This window comes from Streptomyces sp. NPDC001941 (assembly GCF_040296945.1).
In the GTDB taxonomy this organism is placed as follows: domain Bacteria; phylum Actinomycetota; class Actinomycetes; order Streptomycetales; family Streptomycetaceae; genus Streptomyces.
In genome coordinates, this window is the sequence record NZ_JBEOYE010000078.1 from 23,309 (window position 1) to 42,413 (window position 19,105).

The 19,105-nt window shown below is 72.4% G+C and carries 18 protein-coding genes; 6 read left to right on the plus strand and 12 right to left on the minus strand.

The genetic code is table 11. The annotated features are described in order from the left end of the window. Positions 1–7 precede the first annotated feature (7 nt). Entirely contained in the window at positions 8–718 is a 711-nt protein-coding gene (cseB, locus tag ABT160_RS35645; protein ID WP_351652133.1) for a two-component system response regulator CseB, read from the plus strand. 40 nt (positions 719–758) lie between these two features. Further along, positions 759–2,090, plus strand: a complete 1,332-nt coding sequence (gene cseC, locus ABT160_RS35650; RefSeq protein WP_351652134.1) for a two-component system sensor histidine kinase CseC — start codon at positions 759–761, stop codon at positions 2,088–2,090. Between the two features lie 229 nt (positions 2,091–2,319). On the opposite strand, the gene ABT160_RS35655 is transcribed toward cseC, so the two are convergent. Beyond that, positions 2,320–3,900, minus strand: coding sequence for an MDR family MFS transporter (locus ABT160_RS35655; protein ID WP_351652135.1), 1,581 nt, complete (start codon positions 3,898–3,900; stop codon positions 2,320–2,322). Between the two features lie 123 nt (positions 3,901–4,023). Here ABT160_RS35655 and ABT160_RS35660 point away from each other — a divergent pair, with 123 nt between their 5' ends. Continuing rightward, positions 4,024–4,581, plus strand: coding sequence for a TetR/AcrR family transcriptional regulator (locus tag ABT160_RS35660; protein ID WP_351652136.1), 558 nt, complete (start codon positions 4,024–4,026; stop codon positions 4,579–4,581). A gap of 61 nt (positions 4,582–4,642) precedes the next feature. Here the strand turns inward: ABT160_RS35660 and ABT160_RS35665 are convergent, their stop codons facing one another. Next, entirely contained in the window at positions 4,643–5,185 is a 543-nt protein-coding gene (locus ABT160_RS35665) for a M23 family metallopeptidase (protein WP_351652137.1), read from the minus strand. 353 nt (positions 5,186–5,538) lie between these two features. Between ABT160_RS35665 and ABT160_RS35670 the strand changes: the two genes are divergently transcribed. After that, complete coding sequence (locus ABT160_RS35670) at positions 5,539–5,865, plus strand: trypco2 family protein (RefSeq protein WP_351652138.1); 327 nt, start codon at positions 5,539–5,541, stop codon at positions 5,863–5,865. Beyond that, positions 5,865–9,125, plus strand: coding sequence for an NACHT domain-containing protein (locus ABT160_RS35675; protein ID WP_351652139.1), 3,261 nt, complete (start codon positions 5,865–5,867; stop codon positions 9,123–9,125). Before ABT160_RS35670 ends, ABT160_RS35675 begins: the two co-directional genes overlap by 1 nt. Positions 9,126–9,262: 137 nt before the next feature. Here the strand turns inward: ABT160_RS35675 and ABT160_RS35680 are convergent, their stop codons facing one another. Continuing rightward, positions 9,263–11,791, minus strand: a complete 2,529-nt coding sequence (locus ABT160_RS35680) for an ATP-dependent Clp protease ATP-binding subunit (protein ID WP_351652140.1) — start codon at positions 11,789–11,791, stop codon at positions 9,263–9,265. Positions 11,792–12,223: 432 nt separating this feature from the next. Between ABT160_RS35680 and ABT160_RS35685 the strand changes: the two genes are divergently transcribed. Continuing rightward, positions 12,224–12,802 carry an SCO3374 family protein gene (locus tag ABT160_RS35685; RefSeq protein WP_351652141.1) on the plus strand — a complete coding sequence of 193 codons (579 nt, stop codon included), beginning with the start codon at positions 12,224–12,226 and terminating at the stop codon, positions 12,800–12,802. Here the strand turns inward: ABT160_RS35685 and ABT160_RS35690 are convergent. From ABT160_RS35690 to ABT160_RS35730, 9 genes are all read right to left on the minus strand, one after another. Further along, positions 12,781–13,116, minus strand: coding sequence for a histone-like nucleoid-structuring protein Lsr2 (locus ABT160_RS35690; protein WP_351652142.1), 336 nt, complete (start codon positions 13,114–13,116; stop codon positions 12,781–12,783). The two genes, ABT160_RS35685 and ABT160_RS35690, sit on opposite strands and share 22 nt — an antisense overlap. Before the next feature lie 189 nt (positions 13,117–13,305). Beyond that, a complete protein-coding gene (locus ABT160_RS35695; protein WP_351652143.1) occupies positions 13,306–13,845 on the minus strand; it encodes an amino-acid N-acetyltransferase in 540 nt (179 codons plus the stop codon). Between the two features lie 9 nt (positions 13,846–13,854). Continuing rightward, positions 13,855–14,301 carry a BlaI/MecI/CopY family transcriptional regulator gene (locus ABT160_RS35700; RefSeq protein ID WP_351652144.1) on the minus strand — a complete coding sequence of 149 codons (447 nt, stop codon included), beginning with the start codon at positions 14,299–14,301 and terminating at the stop codon, positions 13,855–13,857. A 112-nt stretch (positions 14,302–14,413) separates the two neighbouring features. Then, positions 14,414–14,602, minus strand: coding sequence for a hypothetical protein (locus ABT160_RS35705; RefSeq protein ID WP_351652145.1), 189 nt, complete (start codon positions 14,600–14,602; stop codon positions 14,414–14,416). Positions 14,603–14,616: 14 nt separating this feature from the next. After that, complete coding sequence (locus tag ABT160_RS35710) at positions 14,617–15,168, minus strand: hypothetical protein (RefSeq protein WP_351652150.1); 552 nt, start codon at positions 15,166–15,168, stop codon at positions 14,617–14,619. Positions 15,169–15,305: 137 nt separating this feature from the next. After that, a complete protein-coding gene (locus tag ABT160_RS35715) occupies positions 15,306–16,112 on the minus strand; it encodes a type III pantothenate kinase (protein WP_351652146.1) in 807 nt (268 codons plus the stop codon). Beyond that, entirely contained in the window at positions 16,112–17,125 is a 1,014-nt protein-coding gene (gene nadC / locus ABT160_RS35720; protein ID WP_351652147.1) for a carboxylating nicotinate-nucleotide diphosphorylase, read from the minus strand. The genes ABT160_RS35715 and nadC overlap by 1 nt, the downstream gene beginning before the upstream one ends. A gap of 1 nt (position 17,126) precedes the next feature. Beyond that, complete coding sequence (locus ABT160_RS35725; RefSeq protein WP_351652148.1) at positions 17,127–18,812, minus strand: L-aspartate oxidase; 1,686 nt, start codon at positions 18,810–18,812, stop codon at positions 17,127–17,129. Then, a partial coding sequence (locus ABT160_RS35730) for a pantoate--beta-alanine ligase (RefSeq protein WP_351652149.1) occupies positions 18,809–19,105 on the minus strand: 297 nt, incomplete at its 5' end. The genes ABT160_RS35725 and ABT160_RS35730, both read right to left, overlap by 4 nt.

Here is a 19,105-nt window from a genome sequence, read left to right on the forward strand (position 1 = left end):
GCACGGGATGGCCGAGACCCATGTCCTGTTCGTCGAGGACGACGACGTCATCCGTGAGGCCACCCAGCTCGCGCTGGAGCGCGACGGCTTCGTGGTGACCGCCATGCCGGACGGCCTGTCCGGCCTGGAGGCGTTCCGCGCGCAGCAGCCCGACATCGCGCTGCTCGACGTGATGCTGCCCGGCATGGACGGCGTGAGCCTGTGCCGTCGCATCCGCGACGAGTCGACCGTCCCGGTGATCATGCTGTCGGCGCGCGCCGACTCCATCGACGTGGTGCTCGGCCTGGAGGCCGGCGCCGACGACTACGTCACCAAGCCGTTCGACGGGTCCGTGCTGGTCGCCCGGATCCGCGCCGTGCTGCGCCGCTTCGGCCACGCGGGCGGCCCGGCGGGCGGCGCCGCCGACGCCGACGAGCCGGACCCCGGCCAGCGCGGCGTGCTGGTCTTCGGCGACCTGGAGGTCGACACCGAGGGCATGGAGGTGCGCAAGGCCGGTGCCCCGGTCGCGCTCACCCCGACCGAGATGCGCCTGCTGCTCGAGTTCTCCTCGGCGCCCGGCACCGTGCTCTCGCGCGACAAGCTCCTGGAGCGTGTGTGGGACTACGGCTGGGGCGGCGACACCCGGGTGGTGGACGTCCACGTCCAGCGGCTCCGTACCAAGATCGGCCAGGACCGGATCGAAACGGTCCGCGGCTTCGGGTACAAGCTGAAGGCATGAACCCTCCCGCAGGCCCGGGGCGCAGTGATCGGGTCACGTCATGAGGCGCCTCGTCCTGCGCACGGGGGTCCGCTGGAAGATCTCGATCGCCATCGCGGCGGTCGGCGCGCTCATCGCGATCGCGCTCAGCCTGGTCGTGCACAACGCCGCGCGCGTCTCGATGCTGGACAACGCCCGCGAGGTCCAGATGGAGCGGCTGCGCTTCGCCCAGCGCCTGTACGAGGCGTCCAAGCCGCGCGAGCCCAAGTTCGGGGCCAAGCTGAACGACCCCGGGCTGCCCGGTGAGCTCGACAAGCTGATGCGGGAGAACCGCCGCGGCACCTACGTCAGGGAGACGCCCAAGGGCGCCCCCGACGTCTGGGCCGCGGTGCCGCTGGGCAACGGCGACGTGCTGTCCATGCACAGCCGGATCGTCGCCGACGGCAGCACCCAGATCATGCAGGACCTGGACCAGGCCCTGGTCGTCGGCTCCGTCTCGGTGGTCTTCGGCGGCTGCGCGCTGGGCGTGCTGATCGGCGGCCAGCTCTCCCGGCGGCTGCGCAACGCCGCGGCGGCGGCCGGGAAGGTCGCCCAGGGCAACACCGGGGTACGGGTCGGGGACGCCGTCGGCGGTGTCGTACGGGACGAGACGGACGAGCTGGCCCGCGCCGTGGACGCCCTCACCGACGCCCTCAACGAGCGCATCGAGGCCGAGCGGCGGGTCACCGCCGACATCGCCCACGAGCTGCGCACCCCGGTCACGGGCCTGCTCACGGCCGCCGAGCTGCTGCCCCCCGGCCGCCCCACCGAGCTGGTGCGGGACCGGGCGCAGGCCATGCGGACCCTGGTCGAGGACGTCCTGGAGGTGGCCCGGCTCGACAGCGCCTCGGAGCGGGCCGAGCTGCAGGAGATCGCGCTGGGCGAGTTCGTCAGCCGCCGGGTCACCGTGCTGGCGCCCGAGGCCGAGGTGCGGGTGGTCCACGAGTCCTGGGTCAGCACCGATCCGCGCCGCCTGGAGCGCATCCTGGGCAATCTGCTCGCCAACGCGGCCAAGCACGGCAAGCCGCCGGTCGAGGTGACCGTCGAGGGCCGCGTCGTCCGGGTCCGCGACCACGGCCCGGGCTTCCCCGAGGCGCTGCTGCGGGAGGGCCCGAGCCGCTTCCGCACCGGCGCCTACGACCGCGCGGGCCACGGCCACGGGCTCGGCCTGACCATCGCCGCGGGCCAGGCCCGGGTGCTGGGGGCCCGGCTCACCTTCCGCAACGCGGCGCCCGAGGGGGCACTGGAGCCGGGCGGGGCGATCGCGGTGCTGTGGCTGCCGGAGCACGCGCCGACGACGACCGGGAGCTTCCCGGTGCTGCGGCTGCCGGAGGGGCGGGAGCAGAAGAAGTAGCGGGGCCGCTCGGTCGGACGGGGCCGCTCGGTCAGGACAGGGCCGCACCGCCGGACAGGGCCGCTCCGTCGGACGGGGCCGCACCATCGGACGGCACGCGAAGGCCCCCGGCACGCCGATGCCCCGGGCACGCGAAGGCCCCCGGCGCGCACCGCGCGCCGGGGGCCGTTCACCGGGGAAGGGGAGTGGTACGTCCCCGTCTGCGGGCGGCTCGGGTGTGACCCGGGGGTCAGACCGTCTCGGCCGTCTTGACCTCCGCCTTGGGCTCCTCGGCCTTCGCCGGGGTGCCGGTGCCGCGCAGCGCCACTTCCTTGACGAAGAAGGCGAGGGCGAATCCGAGCACCGCGACGACCGAGCCGACGAGGAAGGCGGAGTGGGTGCCGGCGGCCACCGCGTGCTGGTAGGCCTCGCGGAGCGCTGCCGGGAGCTTGGCCAGGCTGGCGGCGTCGAGCTGGGCCGAGGCGGCCGTGGCGGCGCCGCCGCCGCGGGAGGCCATCTCGTCCTGGACCTGGTGGTTGAAGAGGGCGCCCATGATCGCGACGCCGAAGGACGAGCCGAGGGTGCGGAACAGGGTGGTCGAGGAGGACGCGACGCCCATGTCCTTCATCTCGACGCTGTTCTGCGCGACCAGCATCGTGATCTGCATCAGGAAGCCCATGCCCGCGCCGAGCACGGCCATGTAGAGGCCGGAGGTGAAGCGGGTGGTGTCGGTGTCCATGGTGGAGAGCAGGAACAGTCCGACGACCATGAGCGCGCCGCCCAGGATCGGGAAGATCTTGTACTTGCCGGTGCTGGTGGTGACGCGGCCCGCGACCAGCGAGACGACCATCATCGACAGCAGCATCGGCAGCAGGAGCAGGCCGGAGTTGGTGGCCGAGGCGCCCTGCACGGACTGCTGGAACAGCGGGAGGAAGAGCACCGCGCCGAACATCACGAAGCCGGTGAGGAAGCCGATCACGGACATCAGGGTGAAGTTGCGGCTGCGGAAGATGTGCAGCGGCATGATCGGGTCGCTGACGCGGGTCTCGACGAAGAGGAAGGCCGCGAGGGCGAGGACGCCGCCGACGGCGAGGCCGACGATGGTGCCCGAACCCCAGGCGTACTCGGTGCCGCCCCAGGTGGTGACCAGCACGATCGCGGTGATGCCGAGGGTCAGCAGGCCGGCGCCCAGGAAGTCGATCCGGGTGCCCGCGGGCCGCTCCTTCTTGGGCAGGTGCAGCACGGCGGTGATCATCGCGAGGGCGACGACGCCGAGCGGCAGGTTGATGTAGAAGGACCAGCGCCAGCCCCAGTGGTCGGTGATGGTGCCGCCGACCAGCGGGCCGCCGATCATGGCGAGGGCCATCACGCCGGCCATCATGCCCTGGTACTTGCCGCGATCGCGCGGCGGGATCAGGTCACCGATGATCGCCATGACGCCGACCATCAGACCGCCGGCGCCCAGGCCCTGGATCGCGCGGAAGCCGATGAGCTGGCCCATGTCCTGGGCCATGCCGCTGAGCGCGGAGCCGATCAGGAAGAGCACGATCGAGGTCAGGAAGACCTGCTTGCGGCCGAACATGTCGCCGAGCTTGCCCCAGATCGGGGTGGAGGCGGCGGTGGCCAGGGTGTAGGCGGTGACGACCCAGGAGAGGTGCTCCAGGCCGCCGAGCTCGCCGACGATGGTCGGCATCGCGGTGCCGACGATCATGTTGTCCAGCATCGCGAGCAGCATCGCGATCATCAGGGCCAGGAGGACGACGCGCACGCTGCGCGGCTGTGCTCCCTCCCCCTTCGCCTTCTCGGCGGCTATCGCCTTGTCGGTACTCATGTCCCCACTCCCCTGGGTCCGGCTCCGGGCTCCTGGTACTTACTTGCCGCCCGGCTAGTTGTCTACAATGAGGAAGGTAGACCGGTTACTAGCCGGGCGTCAAGTAAGTTCTTGGGAGAGACCATGGCCGCCAGAGGGAACACCCGCCAGCGCATCCAGGACGTGGCTCTCGAACTCTTCGCGGAGCAGGGGTACGAGAAGACGTCCCTGCGCGAGATCGCCGAGAGGCTCGACGTCACCAAGGCAGCGCTGTACTACCACTTCAAGACCAAGGAAGACATCGTCATCAGCCTCTTCGAGGACCTGACGAAGCCCATCACCGAGCTGATCGAGTGGGGCCGCGAGCAGCCCCCCACCCTGGACACCAAGCTGGAGATCCTGCGCCGCTACGGCGCCGCGCTCTCCGGGGCCGCGCCCCTCTTCCGCTTCATGCAGGAGAACCAGGCCACGATGCGCGACCTCAGCATCGGCCATCGCTTCAAGGAGGGCATGCTCGGGCTGACCGAGCTGGTCAGGCGCCCGGACGCGGACCTGGTGGACCAGGTGCGGTGCGCCAGCGGGCTGTTCACCATGCACATCGGCATGTTCGCCCTGAAAGACGTCGAAGGCGACGACGAGGACAAGCGCAAGGCCATCCTCGAAGTCGCCTCCGAGCTGATCACCCAGGCCCACCGGGCCTGAGCGGTATGGAGTTCTCGCGGGTGCGTGACCGCCGGACGGTCACGCCCACCGGGCGCGGGTGTCAGACGGTCACGCCCACCGAGCGCAGGTAGGCGACCGGGTTGATCGCCGAGCCGTAGTTCGGGGTCGTACGGATCTCGAAGTGCAGGTGCGGGCCGCTGGAGTTGCCGGTGTTGCCGGACAGGGCTATACGCTGGCCGGTGTCGACGTGCTGGCCGACGCGGACCTGGACCTTCGACAGGTGGGCGTACTGGGAGAACGTGTGGTCGGCGTGCCGGATCACGATGGCGTTGCCGTACGCGGGGCCGTCGCCGGCGCCGTTCGGGCCGGCCTTGACGACCGTACCGCCGTGCACGGCCTCGACCGGGGTGCCCACCGGCACCGCGAAGTCCTGGCCGGAGTGCTTGTGGGCCCACATGTTGCCGCCCTTGCCGAAGGTGGCGCTCAGCGTGTAGCGCTCGACCGGCTGGTCCCAGGAGGAGGCCTTCTTGGCGGCGGCCGGAGCCGCGACGGCCGCGCCCGCTCCGAGCACCATCGACGCTCCCACGCCCACGGCGAGGACGGCGGCGACGGTACGGGCGGGATGCTTGGCGCGCTTCGACATCTGGGGAAGACCTCCGACATGAACGGACCCGGTGCGAGCGGCGCACCGGGCGTTGGCCATCCCTTGGTAACCCGCGCCCCCGCACCACCCCAAACCACCCCACTACGACGCGAAGTCGTAGCAATCGCCCCACCGTGACGCCCCCGGCGTACGCCCGCCCGGCCCCGGCGCCTCCTAATCCCGCTCGTAGGTGACGTGGCCCACGTGCGGCGTGTCATAGACCCGGGCCTTCCGCCGGGACCAAGGTCCTTCCGTTTCGGGACCAAGGTCCCGCTTCGGCGCGGCAAGGGTCCCGTGACCTCGGCTTGCGCGAAACCCTCCCCCGGCTCCCCGCCCGCCGGTACGGTCCCGCCATGACCGACGACATCGAGCTCGCCGACGCCATCGAGACCGTACGCAACCAGCTGGTCGAGGCCGCCTCGCGGGCGACCGGACGCCCCGTCTCCTTCGAGGTCGGCGACATCGAGCTGGAGTTCACGATCGAGCTGCGCAAGGAGCTCAAGGGGGGCGGCCGGATCAAGGCCTGGGTGGTCGACGCGGGCGCCGACGCCTCCCGCGCCACCGGCTCCACCCACCGGGTCGCCTTCACCCTCAAGCCCCGGGACGCGGCGACGGGCGGGCCCTGGCACGTGGGCAACCAGGAGGAGGGGGACGTGTCGGGCTTCGGGGACGCGCGCTGATGCCCTCCTCCGAGACGTTCCAGACGGGCACCGTGGTGGCCGTCCTGGGCGAGCGCCAGGGCAGCGGCGTCATGGTCAGCCCGCGCATGGTGCTGACCTGCGCCCACGTGGTCGGTCTGGGCCGCACGGCGAAGGTGGCCGCCCCCGGGCAGCCCGCCGCGCGCGCCTTCCGGGTCGGCTGGATCGACCACGACGTGGACGCCGCCCTGCTGCTGCCCGCCGCGGGCACCGGCGTCCGCTTCACCTCCGAGCGCTTCCCCCAGATCGGCATCCGGATCGGCACGATCAGCACGGACCAGCCGGTGCAGGGCTGCTACGCCGCGGGCTTCCCCGACGTCCAGCGCTACGACGGGCGGAAGCTGGAGGCCGACCAGTACCGCGGCACCGTGCTGCCGCTCGCCGGACTCGTCCGCAGGACCATGGTCTTCGCCTGCGACCAGCCGCCCGCCGCCGAGCGGCCCGACGGCACCTCACCGCTGGCCGGGCTCTCCGGCGGCCCGGTCTTCGCCGGCCGCAGCCTGCTCGGCATCGTCCGGCAGGTCCCGCGCGGCCGCCGGCACCAGCGCATCGAGTGCGTCCCGGTGTCCCGGATCTTCTCCCACCCCGACTTCCTGGAGTGGTACGCGGAGACCGTCACCGGCATCCCCGTACTGCGGCCCCCGGCCCCCGCCCTGGAGCGCATCACCCGCGCCAGCCCCGAGGACACCGCCTACGAGGAGCAGTACGCGGAGGCGCTCGCCGCCCAGTACCGCCGCACCCAGGTCTTCGGCCTCGACGCGCTGGGGCGGCACGGCTCCGAGTGGGACCTGGACACCGCCTACCTCTCCCTGGAGGCCGCCGCCGGGGAACCGGCCTCCGCCACCACCCCCGCGCACCGCGTCGAGGACATGCTCGCCGCCCGCCCCCGGGTCCTGCTGCGCGGCGACGCGGGCGCCGGGAAGACCACCCTGGTCTGGCGGCTCGCGGCCCGCGCGGCGGCCGGCACCCTGGGCCCCGAGCTGGCCGCCCTCAACGGCCTGGTCCCCTTCGTGGTCCCGCTGCGCTCGGTCCACGCCCAGGGCTCCGGCCACCCCACCGTCGCCCGGCTCCCCGAGGTCGCCCGCCTCGTCGTCGACGAGCCGCCGCGGGGCTGGGCCGGCCGGGTCCTGGCGGCGGACCGGGCGCTGCTCCTGGTCGACGGGCTCGACGAGGTGCCCGGCGCGGAGCGCGAGGAGGCCCGCCGCTGGCTGGCCGCGCTGCTGCGCCGCCACCCGGGGCTGCGCTGCCTGGCGACCGTGCGGCCGCTCGCGGTGGAGCCGGACTGGCTGGCCGGGGAGGGCTTCGAGGAGCTGCGGCTGCTGCCGATGCGGGACGAGGACGTCCAGGAGTTCACGGCCGCCTGGCACACGGCCGCGCGGCTGGACGACCCGGACCACGCGGGGCTGCGCGGCCTCGAACGGGACCTGGCCCAGCAGTTCGCGCGGAACCCGCAGCTGCGGGACCTGGCCCGCACCCCGCTGCTGTGCGCGGTCATCTGCGCCCTGCACCGCCAGCGCCAGGGCTTCCTGCCGGAGACCCGCTGGGAGCTGTACCGCTCGGCCCTGGAGATGCTGCTGGGCGAGCGCGACAAGCGGCGCCGGGTCGGGGCGCCCGAGGGCATCACCATGACCGTGGAGGAGCACCAGCAGCTGCTCCAGCGGATCGCCGCCGCGATGGTGCGCGGCGGGCAGGCGGAGTTCACCCGCGACCAGGCCCTGCGCCAACTGGGCCGCACGCTCAAGGGGATGAGCCGGGTCAGCGCCCAGGGCGGCGCCCCCGAGGTCCTCGCGCACCTGCTGAACCGCAGCGGACTGCTGCGCGAACGCACCGACGAGAGCTACGAGTTCATCCACCGCACCTTCCAGGACTTCCTGGCCGCCAAGGAGTTCACCGACAACGGCGACCTGGACGAGCTGGTCCTGCGCAGCCAGGAGCAGCAGTGGCAGGACGTGCTCGTACTGGCCGCGGGCCACTGCTCCCGCCGCGACCTGGCCGAGCTGGTCCAGGGCCTCCTCGCGGTCCCCGACCCGGTCCAGGCGGCCCTGTGCGCCCAGCACGCGTCCTGGCTGGACGAGCCGCTGGCGGACCGGGTGCGGGAGGCGGTACGGGGGCTGCTGCCGCCGGCGGACCGGGACGCGGTGGTGTCGCTGAAGCGCCTGGGGCCGTACGTCCTGCCCCTGCTGCCGGACCCGGAGGGGCTGGACGACGAGGCCCTGTACTGGACGAGCACCCTGGCGCTGGAGAGCGGCGACACCGGGGTCCTCCCCTACCTGACCCGGCTGGCCCTGCTCGACCGGCCGGTGCCGACCACCGAGGACCTGGCGGGCGCCTGGGATCGCTACCCCGCGGAGCGCTACGCGCGCGAAGTGCTCGCGCACCGGGACCTGACGCCCGTCAGCGTGTACGTCTCGACGCGGGAGCAGCTCGACGCCCTGCCCGGCCTCGGCCCGGTGCACCACCTGACCCTGACCGCCGCGTTCGGCACCACGGAGCTGGCCGAGCGGCTGCCCGCGGACCTCGTGCGGCTGCACGTCCAGCTCAACTCCGCCCTCGTCCGGCTGCCCCCGCTCGACGCCTCGGCCCGCACCCTGCGCGAGCTGTCCCTGCAGTGCTCCGCCCTGAAGGACGTGTCGGCCCTGGCCGGGCTGCGCGCCCTGCGGGTCCTCGCGCTCGACGCCGCGGGACTGCCCCCGGACCAGCTGACCGTCCTCGGCGGGCTCGACGCCCTGTCCACCCTGCGCCTGGGGCGGCTCTTCCAGGGCGGCTCCCTCACCGGCTTCCCCGCCCTCACCGGGGTGAAGCGGCTCCTGATCGACGCCGGCACCTTCGACGGCGTCGGCCTCGGCGACTGGCAGGGGCTCACCGAGGCGTCGTTCGACGGCCTCGCGTCGAACGTCCCCGCACTGCTGGCGGAGGCCGTCCGGCTGCCGCTGCTCACCAGCCTGGGCTTCGGGCTCCCCGCCCTCGCACCACTCGACGGGGCCGCCCCCCTGCCGCAGGTGACCAGGCTGCGCCTCTCCGGCCTGCACGCGTTCGAGGGCGCGGAGCACGTCGCCCGGGTCTTCCCCGGACTGCGGTCACTGCGCCTGAAGGCGTCGCGCAAGGCCCACGACGTCTCCTGGGACCTCACCCCGCTGCACGACCTGCCCGGCCTGAAGATCCGCTTCGCGCGCCCGCCCGCCTCACCCGTGCTCGGCGCGGAGGCCTTCGGTGACCGGATCTCCGTGGACGGCTGGATCTGACGCCCCGGCGCGATCGCCCCCGTACACGGAACCCGCACACGGGACCCGTACACGCGGGACCCGTACACGGAAAAGGCCCGCCCCGGGTCCCGTACGCGATGTACGGGACCCGGGGCGGGCCGGGTGCTGCTGGGGGGTTACGCGCCCTTCGACAGGTCCGGACCGGACCCGCCCGCCGCCGACTCGATCGGCGGCACGTCGGGGAGCGCGGCCTTCTCCTCACCGCGGAAGGTGAACTTCTTCTGCTCACCCTCGCCCTCGGTGTCGACCACCACGATGTGACCGGAGCGCAGCTCGCCGAAGAGGATCTTCTCCGACAGCACGTCCTCGATCTCGCGCTGGATCGTGCGGCGCAGCGGACGGGCACCCAGGACCGGGTCGTACCCGCGCGTGGCCAGCAGGATCTTGGCGTCACCGCTGAGCTCGATGCCCATGTCGCGGTCCTTCAGGCGCTCGTCCACCTTGTTGATCATCAGGTCGACGATCTGGATGATGTCTTCCTGCGACAGCTGGTGGAACACGACCGTGTCGTCGACGCGGTTGAGGAACTCCGGCCGGAAGTGCTGCTTGAGCTCTTCGTTGACCTTCGCCTTCATCCGGTCGTAACCGGTCTTGACGTCGCCCTGGGCCGCGAAGCCGAGGTTGAAGCCCTTGGAGATGTCCCGGGTCCCGAGGTTGGTCGTCATGATGATGACCGTGTTCTTGAAGTCCACGACCCGGCCCTGGGAGTCGGTCAGACGACCGTCCTCCAGGATCTGGAGAAGGGAATTGAAGATATCGGGGTGGGCCTTCTCGACCTCGTCGAAGAGGACGACGGAGAACGGCTTGCGGCGCACCTTCTCGGTGAGCTGGCCGCCCTCCTCGTAGCCCACGTATCCGGGCGGGGAGCCGAAGAGGCGGGAAACGGTGTGCTTCTCGCTGAACTCCGACATGTCGAGGGAGATCATCGCGTCCTCGTCGCCGAAGAGGAATTCGGCGAGCGTCTTGGACAGCTCCGTCTTACCGACACCGGACGGACCGGCGAAGATGAACGAGCCGCCGGGACGCTTCGGGTCCTTCAGACCGGCGCGCGTACGGCGAATGGCCTGCGAGAGCGCCTTGATGGCGTCCTTCTGGCCGATGACGCGCTTGTGGAGCTCGTCCTCCATGCGCAGCAGGCGCGAGGACTCCTCCTCGGTCAGCTTGAAGACGGGAATGCCGGTCGCGGTCGCGAGGACCTCGGCGATGAGCTCGCCGTCGACCTCGGCGACGACGTCCATGTCGCCGGCCTTCCACTCCTTCTCGCGCTTGGCCTTCGCGGCGAGGAGCTGCTTCTCCTTGTCGCGCAGGGACGCGGCCTTCTCGAAGTCCTGCGAGTCGATCGCGGACTCCTTGTCGCGGCGGACGCCGGCGATCTTCTCGTCGAACTCGCGGAGGTCCGGCGGCGCGGTCATCCGGCGGATGCGCATCCGGGAGCCGGCCTCGTCGATCAGGTCGATCGCCTTGTCCGGCAGGAAGCGGTCCGAGATGTACCGGTCGGCCAGGGTGGCCGCCTGCACGAGGGCCTCGTCCGTGATGGAGACGCGGTGGTGCGCCTCGTACCGGTCGCGCAGGCCCTTGAGGATCTCGATGGTGTGCGGCAGCGACGGCTCGGCGACCTGGATGGGCTGGAAGCGGCGCTCGAGGGCCGCGTCCTTCTCCAGGTACTTGCGGTACTCGTCGAGCGTGGTGGCACCGATGGTCTGGAGCTCACCGCGGGCCAGCATCGGCTTGAGGATGCTGGCGGCGTCGATCGCGCCCTCGGCGGCACCCGCACCCACCAGGGTGTGGAGCTCGTCGATGAACAGGATGATGTCGCCGCGGGTGCGGATCTCCTTGAGGACCTTCTTCAGGCGCTCCTCGAAGTCACCGCGGTAGCGGGAGCCGGCCACCAGCGCGCCGAGGTCCAGGGTGTAGAGGTGCTTGTCCTTGAGGGTCTCGGGCACCTCGCCCTTGACGATGGCCTGCGCCAGGCCCTCGACGACCGCCGTCTTGCCGACGCCGGGCTCGCCGATGAGGACCGGGTTGTTCTTGGTGCGGCGCGACAGCACCTGCATGACGCGCTCGATCTCCTTCTCGCGCCCGATGACCGGGTCGAGCTTGGATTCGCGAGCGGCCTGCGTGAGGTTGCGGCCGAACTGGTCGAGCACCAGGGACGTGGAGGGCGTGCCCTCGGCGGGACCGCCGGCGGTGGCGCTCTCCTTGCCCGTGGAGTAACCCGAGAGCAGCTGGATGACCTGCTGCCGCACCCGGTTGAGGTCGGCGCCCAGCTTCACGAGGACCTGGGCGGCGACGCCCTCGCCCTCGCGGATCAGGCCGAGCAGGATGTGCTCGGTGCCGATGTAGTTGTGGCCCAGCTGAAGGGCCTCGCGGAGCGACAGCTCCAGGACCTTCTTGGCACGGGGGGTGAAGGGGATGTGACCGGACGGGGCCTGCTGGCCCTGGCCGATGATCTCCTCCACCTGCTGGCGGACCGCCTCAAGAGAAATCCCGAGGCTCTCCAGGGCCTTAGCGGCGACACCCTCACCCTCATGGATAAGGCCCAGGAGGATGTGCTCGGTGCCGATGTAGTTGTGGTTGAGCATCCGGGCTTCTTCCTGAGCCAGGACGACAACCCGCCGCGCGCGGTCGGTGAACCTCTCGAACATCGTTAATCGCTCCTCAGAGCGGTCAGGCAGTAAGGGGTCGGTCCCCTCCCTGTCCTTCCGCAGCTTAGTCCCGCAAGCGGGGACCGCTCATTCCAACTGCCGACACCCGTCCTTGGCCTCCTGACCCCGAACGCCGACAACTGCTCCAACCCGATGGTGCGAGACGATGTTCCCGCAGGCCAGGCAGTTACCCTCACCATCAGTACGCCGATGGCGAACGTGAGACCGCTCCGGTCGGCGTGTCGCCCCTCCCCACTAGGAATGTCTTACCCGTAAGGACTGACAGTCCATGCGGCATACCCCCCGTCCCTCCGCTACGGGCGAACAACCTTGCGCTGCCGAGTGCGCCCACAAGCCCCCGAAGCGGACACTCTGCGCATCCGGCCGGACGCGGTGCGTAACTCAAGGGCGGGGTGGGCCGTTTCCCGGGGTATGGCCCTCACTGTCCCGCTGCCCCGCGAGCCGTTCGACGACGGCCGCGCGCGGTGGTACGAGAACGCGCTCGGCTGGGCCACGTCCGACGGGCCCCCGGTGCAGCTGGTGACCGGGCTGCGCTTCGACGTCCTGGAGCTGCCCGCTGCCGCCGGTCAGGCGGTGCTGAAGCGTTTCCCGAGGACCGGTCCGGTCGCCCTGATGGGACGGCGGGTGCGGATGCTCGTGGCGGCGGGGAGCGCGGAGGAACTGCCCGGGCTGCTGGACTGGCTGGAGTGGGGCGGGGTCGCCCTCGACCTGTCCGCGCTCGGCACGGGCGGCCGGATGGCCGCCCCCGTCCCCCCGGGGCAGGGGACGCGGGATGCGCGGGGGACCGCCGTCTGGCTGCGGCCCCCCGAGCCCGGCCACGAGGTGGAGCCGACGCTGCCGGCCCTCGACGGTCTCGCTCGCGGCACCGGGCACGGGCCCGGTCTCGTACGGCTGGTGGAGGCGGCGGCAGCGGAGTGCCACCGGCTCCGGCTGCGGAGCGCTGCCGAGCGCGCCGCGGACGGCCGTGGTCAGCCGTTGGCCTTCTCGTAGGCGTCCTTGATGCCCGCCGGTACGCGACCGCGGTCGTTCACGTCGTAGCCGTTCTCCTTGGCCCACGCGCGGATCTTCGCGGTGTCCGGAGCGCCCGCGGCGACGGCGCGGCCCTTGCCGCGGCCACCGGCGGCACGGCCACCGGTGCGACGGCCGCTCTTGGCGTACGGCTCGAGCAGGCCGCGCAGCTTGTCGGCGTTGGCGGTGGTGAGGTCGATCTCGTAGGTCTTGCCGTCCAGAGCGAACGTCACGGTCTCGTCCGCCTCGCCGCCGTCGAGGTCGTCGACAAGAAGGACCTGAACCTTCTGTGCCACCGGATTTCCTTTCATCGAAAATGCAGTACGCGGAAAGGAAACCGCTTTTCCCTGCAAAACACAAACCCCTGGCAGAGGTTCAGAACCCCGGGAACGCGGGAAACATGCGCGATTCGGACATAGGGATCCGGTGTTGTCGCGAACGGATCGCGAACCGGATCGTGAACGGCGGCCCGAACCCGGGGGCGATCACAGGTGCAGAAGCATCCGGCTGTTGCCCAAGGTGTTCGGCTTCACTCGTTCGAGACCGAGGAACTCCGCGACGCCCTCGTCATAGGAACGCAGCAGCTCGCTGTAGACATCCGTGTCGACCGGGGTCTCGCCGATCTCCGTGAAGCCGTGCTTCGCGAAGAAGTCCACTTCGAAGGTCAGGCAGAAAACGCGGCGCACGCCGAGCCATCGGGCGGTGTGCAGCAACTTGTCCAGCACTTGGTGCCCCACGCCCGCGCCCCTGAAGTCCGGGTCCACCGCGAGAGTGCGCACTTCGGCGAGGTCTTCCCACATCACGTGCAGCGCGCCGCAGCCCACCACGGTGGCGTCCTCGTCGCGTTCGGCGACCCAGAACTCCTGGATGTCCTCGTAAAGGGTCACCGGCGCTTTGTCGAGCAGGATGCCTTCGGTGACGTACGGATCCACGAGCCGGCGGAGTGCGGCCACATCACCGGTCCTGGCGCGCCGTACCGTGACGGCTTTTGACGCGGCATTGGGAAGCGGAAGCGGGGAGGACATGGGGCGACGCTATCGCCCCGGGACCGCCTCGGCGCCGCCGCCCTCCGGCCGCCGCTCCCGCGCTGCCTCGCGTTCGGGGACCTCGCGTTCCGGGCCGTCGCGCTGGACCATGCGCACCGCGTCCTGGAGGGACTCGCGCTGCTCGGGCGACATCATGCCGAAGAAGGCGACCAGGGCGGCCGCGGGGTTGTCGCTCTTGGCCCACGCGTCGTTCATCAGTGCGGCGGCGTAGGCGGCGCGCGTGGAGACCGCGGTATATCGATAGGCGCGTCCGTCGACTTCCCGGCGCACCCAGCCCTTCTGATGGAGATTGTCCATTACGGTCATGACCGTGGTGTAGGCGATGGAGCGTTCCTGCTGGAGATCCTCCAGGACTTCCCGGACGGTGACCGGACGGTTCCATTGCCAGACGCGCGTCATCACGGCGTCTTCCAGCTCTCCCAATTGACGGGGCACGTCGCCACCATAGTGGGCCAAACCAGAATGGCTGGTTATTGACGTAACAAAAAGGACGTACGACTTGAAAGCAGTCGTACGTCCCCGTCGGTGCGGCGTGGAGCGGGCGGACTCAGGCCTGGCCGGGGCGCGCGGTCCCGTCCGGCTGGCGGGCCGCCTCGGCGCGGGCCAGCGCCGCGTCCACGGCCGCGTCCTCCTTGGCCTTGTTCGGTCCGCCCTGGCTCTTCACGATCGTCACGACCAGGCCGATGAAGAAGGCGGCCATCACCACGGGCGGCAGGAGCGCGGATACGTATTCCATGCCGACCAGAGTAGCTATCCGGCGGCGCGGTGCTCGGGCGGGGGCTGGACCGGGCGGCGGCGCGGCGGGAACGCCTCGGACGGCTTGGGCACCGGCCGCGCCCCGGGCGCCGGGCGCTGCGGGCCGGGGTCCTTGGGCTCGTCGGCCGCGCGGCCGCCGGGCAGGGCGAGCAGCCGGGTGCGGGGCGCCGGGGTGGCCCGGGCCAGGCGGGCCCGCACGGAGCGCTCGGCGAGGGTGCGGCAGCGCTCCAGGAGGGCCGCCGCGGCCGGGGTGCCGCGCAGCGCGCGCAGGGCGGCCAGGTCGTCGGGGCCCGGCTCGTAGCCGGCCGCCAGGGCGTCCTGGAGCAGTTCCAGGTAGCCGGTGGCGGAGCCGGGCAGGGCGGCGCGGTAGCGGGTGAGGTCGGCGAGCAGGAAGGCGCGCAGCCGGCCGGCCTCGCGCGCAGCCTCGTCCAGGGACTCGGCCAGGCGCAGGCAGTCCCGTACCGCTTCGTCGTCGAGGGGGGCGGGGTTCAGCGCCACGGCGAGGGCGCGTCGCAGGACGCGCAGCTCGTCCGCGCCGAACGCCAGGCCGCCGCGTGATCCGTATGGCGTGGGCATGCGCCGAAGATACGCGCTAATCGGACAAAATTCGTTTAACTCCGGTGCCTGGGCGCGGCGCTGGCGGCGGGCGCGGGGAGCGCGCGCCCGCGCGCTCCCCGCCCGCCTCACATGCGCGAGACGTTGCGCTCGTACACCAGGCGCAGCCCGATCAGGGTCAGCCAGGGCTCGTGCTCGTCGATCTCGGAGGCCTCGCCGAGCACCATCGGCGCCAGGCCGCCGGTGGCGATGACCGTGACGTCCTGCGGGTCCCCGGCGGGGCCGACCAGCTCGTGCTTCATCCGCCGCACCACGCCGTCGACCTGGCCCGCGAAGCCGTACACGATGCCCGCCTGCATCGCCTCGACCGTGTTCTTGCCGATCACGCTGCGCGGACGGGCCAGCTCGATCTTGCGCAGCTGCGCGCCGCGCACGCCGAGCGCCTCGACCGAGATCTCGATGCCGGGGGCGATCACGCCGCCCGCGTACTCCCCGCGCGCGCTGACCGCGTCGTACGTCGTCGCCGTGCCGAAGTCGACCACGATGGCCGGGCCGCCGTACAGGTCGACGGCCGCGACCGCGTTGATGATGCGGTCCGCGCCGACCTCCTTGGGGTTGTCCATCAGGATCGGCACCCCGGTCTTGATGCCGGGCTCCACCAGGACCGCCGGGACGTCGCCGTAGTAGCGGCGGGTCACCTCGCGCAGCTCGTGCAGCACCGACGGCACGGTGGAGCAGATGGCGATGCCCTCGATGCCGTCGCCCAGCTCGTCGCCGAGCAGCGGGTGCATGCCCATCAGGCCCTGGAGCAGCACCGCCAGCTCGTCCGCCGTGCGGCGGGCGTCCGTCGAGATGCGCCAGTGCTCGACGATCTCCTCGCCGTCGAACAGGCCCAGGACGGTGTGCGTGTTGCCGACGTCGATCGTGAGCAGCATCAGCCCCGCGCCTCTCGCAGGTCCAGGCCGATGTCCAGGATCGGGGAGGAGTGGGTCAGGCCGCCCACCGCGAGGTAGTCCACGCCCGTCTCCGCGTACGCGCGCGCGGTGGCCAGGGTGAGCCGTCCCGAGGACTCCAGGACCGCCCGGCCGTCGACGACCGCCACGGCCTCGGCCGTCTCGCCCGGGGTGAAGTTGTCCAGCAGGATCAGGTCGGCGCCCGCGTCCAGGACCTCGCGGACCTGGTGCAGGGTGTCCACCTCGACCTCGATCGGCACGTCCGGGAACTGCGCACGCACGGCCTTGAACGCCTGCGCGACGCCGCCCGCGGCGACCACGTGGTTGTCCTTGACCAGCGCCGCGTCCGACAGGGACATCCGGTGGTTCACGCCGCCGCCGCAGCGCACCGCGAACTTCTCCAGGGCGCGCAGCCCCGGCGTGGTCTTGCGGGTGTCGCGGACCCTCGCCCCCGTGCCCTCCAGGGCGTCCGCCCACGCGCGCGTGGCCGTCGCGATGCCGGACAGCCGGCACAGGATGTTCAGGGCGCTGCGCTCGCCGGTGAGCAGGTCGCGGGTGCGGGCGGTGACGCTCAGCAGCTTCTGGCCGGCCTCGACGCGGTCGCCGTCCTCGACGTGCCGCTCGACCTCGAACTCCTCGGTGCACACGATCGACAGGACCGCCTCGGCGACCCGCAGGCCCGCCACGACGCCCGCCTCGCGCGCGGTGAAGTCCGCGGTGGCGACGGCGTCCTCGGGGACGGTGGCGACGGTGGTCACGTCCACCCCGCCGTCCAGGTCCTCCTCGATCGCCAGGTGCGCGACGTCCTCGACCTGTACGGGGTCCAGGCCCGCCTGGGCGAGCAGCGCGGCCAGCGCCGGGTCGAGGCCGCACTCGTACACCTCGGCGTCCCCGCAGGCGCAGCCGTCGCCGCAGCCTCCGGCGTCCGCGGCCGGGGCGCCGATGTGGATCAGCGGTACGTCCACCGGCTGCGGGCGTTCTTCGGGCATGCTCATTTCACTGCTCCCTGGGGGCGTCTGCGGTGGGCGGGAAGTCCTGGGTGGCGGTGCGGGTCACCACGAGGCGCCGGTCCGGGGTGAGGCGCAGCACGGTGTGGCGGCGCCAGTGGGCGTCGTCGCGGTCGGCGAAGTCCTCGCGCCAGTGGCAGCCGCGGGTCTCCACGCGCTCCTGCGCGGCGGCGGCCAGGACGCGCGAGACCAGCAGCAGGTTGGTGGTCTCCCACGCCTCCACGCCGGGCACGGCGGGCTTGCCCGCGTACTCGTGCGCGGAGTCCAGCCGTATCGCCTCCAGCGCGTCGGCCGCGTCGTCCAGGCTGGCCGCCGAGCGCAGCACCCCGACGCCCCGGGTCATCACGCGCTGGATGTCGCGGCGCGCCTCGGGGGCGATCAGCTCCATCGGCTCGCCGTGCGCGGGGGCGGGCTCGCCCGGGGCGCCGGGGCGGCGGGCGGCGATGTCGTCGGCGATCCGCTCGGCGAAGACCAGGCCCTCCAGCAGGGAGTTGGAGGCCAGCCGGTTGGCGCCGTGCACGCCGGTGCAGGCGACCTCACCGCACGCGTACAGGCCCGGCACCGTGGTGCGGCCGTGCAGGTCGGTGCGGACGCCGCCGGAGGCGTAGTGCGCGGCCGGGGCCACCGGGACCGGCTCGGTGACCGGGTCGATGCCGTGGGCGCGGCAGGCGGCCAGGATGGTGGGGAAGCGGCTCGCCCACATCTCGGCGCCGAAGTGCCGCGCGTCCAGGTACATGTGCTCGGCGCCGGTCTCGCGCATCCGGCGCATGATGCCCTTGGCGACGATGTCGCGCGGGGCCAGCTCGGCCAGTTCGTGCTGGCCCACCATGAAGCGCACCCCGTCGGCGTCGACCAGGTGGGCGCCCTCCCCGCGCACCGCCTCGGACACCAGCGGCTGCTGGCCCTCCGAACCGGCGCCGAGGAACAGCACGGTGGGGTGGAACTGGACGAACTCCAGGTCGCTGACCTCGGCCCCCGCGCGCAGGGCGAGCGCGACGCCGTCGCCGGTGGAGACGGGCGGGTTGGTGGTGGCGGAGAAGACCTGGCCCATGCCGCCGGTCGCGAGGACCACGGCCGGCGCGTGCACGGCCCCGACGCCGTCGTGCTGGCCCTCGCCCATCACGTGCAGGGTCACGCCCGCCGTACGGCCTTCGGCGTCCCGCAGCAGGTCCAGGACGAGCGCGTTCTCCACGGTGTCCACGGCCCGCTCGCGCACCGCCTCGACCAGCGCGCGGGAGATCTCGGCGCCGGTCGCGTCCCCGCCCGCGTGGGCGATGCGGCGGCGGTGGTGGCCGCCCTCGCGGGTCAGCTCGATGGCGCCCTCGTCGTCGGTGTCGAACCGGGCGCCGGTGCCGATCAGGCGGCGTACCGCGTCGGGGCCCTCGGTGACCAGCAGGCGCACGGCCTCCTCGTCGCACAGGCCCGCGCCGGCCACCAGGGTGTCGTCCAGGTGCTGCTCGGGGGTGTCGCCCTCGCCGAGCGCGGCGGCGATGCCGCCCTGGGCCCAGCGGGTGGAGCCGTCGTCCAGGCGGGCCTTGGTCACCACGACCGTGCGCAGCCCGGCCGCCGTGCAGCGCAGCGCCGCCGTGAGGCCCGCGACGCCGGAGCCGACCACGACGACGTCGGCCTCGATGGCCCAGCCGGGGGCGGGGGCGTTCAGCCGTATTCCGGTCATGCGTGCGCTCCGATGGTCTGGGTGCCGGCCTCGGCGGGGCGCCCGAAGGTCAGGGGGAGGTTGTCGATCAGCCGGGTGGTGCCCACGCGCGCGGCGACCGCGAGGACCGCCGGGCCGGTGTGGCCGTCGGGGACCTCGGTGAAGTCGGCCGGGTCGACCAGCGCCAGGTAGTCGAGCTCCAGCGGCGGGGTGGCCCGCGCGGCCTCGTCGAGCACCGCGCGCGCGGTGGCGCGGACGGCGTCGGCCCCGGCCGGACCGGCCTGGGCGACCGCGTGCGCGTCGGCGGCCGCGCG

Bases quoted from the DNA above. Each gene is read 5' to 3' on its own strand.
- ABT160_RS35695 (WP_351652143.1), bottom strand. From the start codon at position 13,845: ATGTCCTCCCCGCTTCCGCTTCCCAATGCCGCGTCAAAAGCCGTCACG.
- ABT160_RS35665 (WP_351652137.1), bottom strand. From the start codon at position 5,185: ATGTCGAAGCGCGCCAAGCATCCCGCCCGTACCGTCGCCGCCGTCCTC.
- nadC (WP_351652147.1), bottom strand. From the start codon at position 17,125: ATGAGCATGCCCGAAGAACGCCCGCAGCCGGTGGACGTACCGCTGATC.
- cseC (WP_351652134.1), top strand. From the start codon at position 759: ATGAGGCGCCTCGTCCTGCGCACGGGGGTCCGCTGGAAGATCTCGATC.
- ABT160_RS35680 (WP_351652140.1), bottom strand. From the start codon at position 11,791: ATGTTCGAGAGGTTCACCGACCGCGCGCGGCGGGTTGTCGTCCTGGCT.
- ABT160_RS35675 (WP_351652139.1), top strand. From the start codon at position 5,865: ATGCCCTCCTCCGAGACGTTCCAGACGGGCACCGTGGTGGCCGTCCTG.
- ABT160_RS35685 (WP_351652141.1), top strand. From the start codon at position 12,224: ATGGCCCTCACTGTCCCGCTGCCCCGCGAGCCGTTCGACGACGGCCGC.
- ABT160_RS35715 (WP_351652146.1), bottom strand. From the start codon at position 16,112: ATGCTGCTCACGATCGACGTCGGCAACACGCACACCGTCCTGGGCCTG.
- ABT160_RS35660 (WP_351652136.1), top strand. From the start codon at position 4,024: ATGGCCGCCAGAGGGAACACCCGCCAGCGCATCCAGGACGTGGCTCTC.
- cseB (WP_351652133.1), top strand. From the start codon at position 8: ATGGCCGAGACCCATGTCCTGTTCGTCGAGGACGACGACGTCATCCGT.
- ABT160_RS35705 (WP_351652145.1), bottom strand. From the start codon at position 14,602: ATGGAATACGTATCCGCGCTCCTGCCGCCCGTGGTGATGGCCGCCTTC.
- ABT160_RS35655 (WP_351652135.1), bottom strand. From the start codon at position 3,900: ATGAGTACCGACAAGGCGATAGCCGCCGAGAAGGCGAAGGGGGAGGGA.
- ABT160_RS35670 (WP_351652138.1), top strand. From the start codon at position 5,539: ATGACCGACGACATCGAGCTCGCCGACGCCATCGAGACCGTACGCAAC.
- ABT160_RS35725 (WP_351652148.1), bottom strand. From the start codon at position 18,812: ATGACCGGAATACGGCTGAACGCCCCCGCCCCCGGCTGGGCCATCGAG.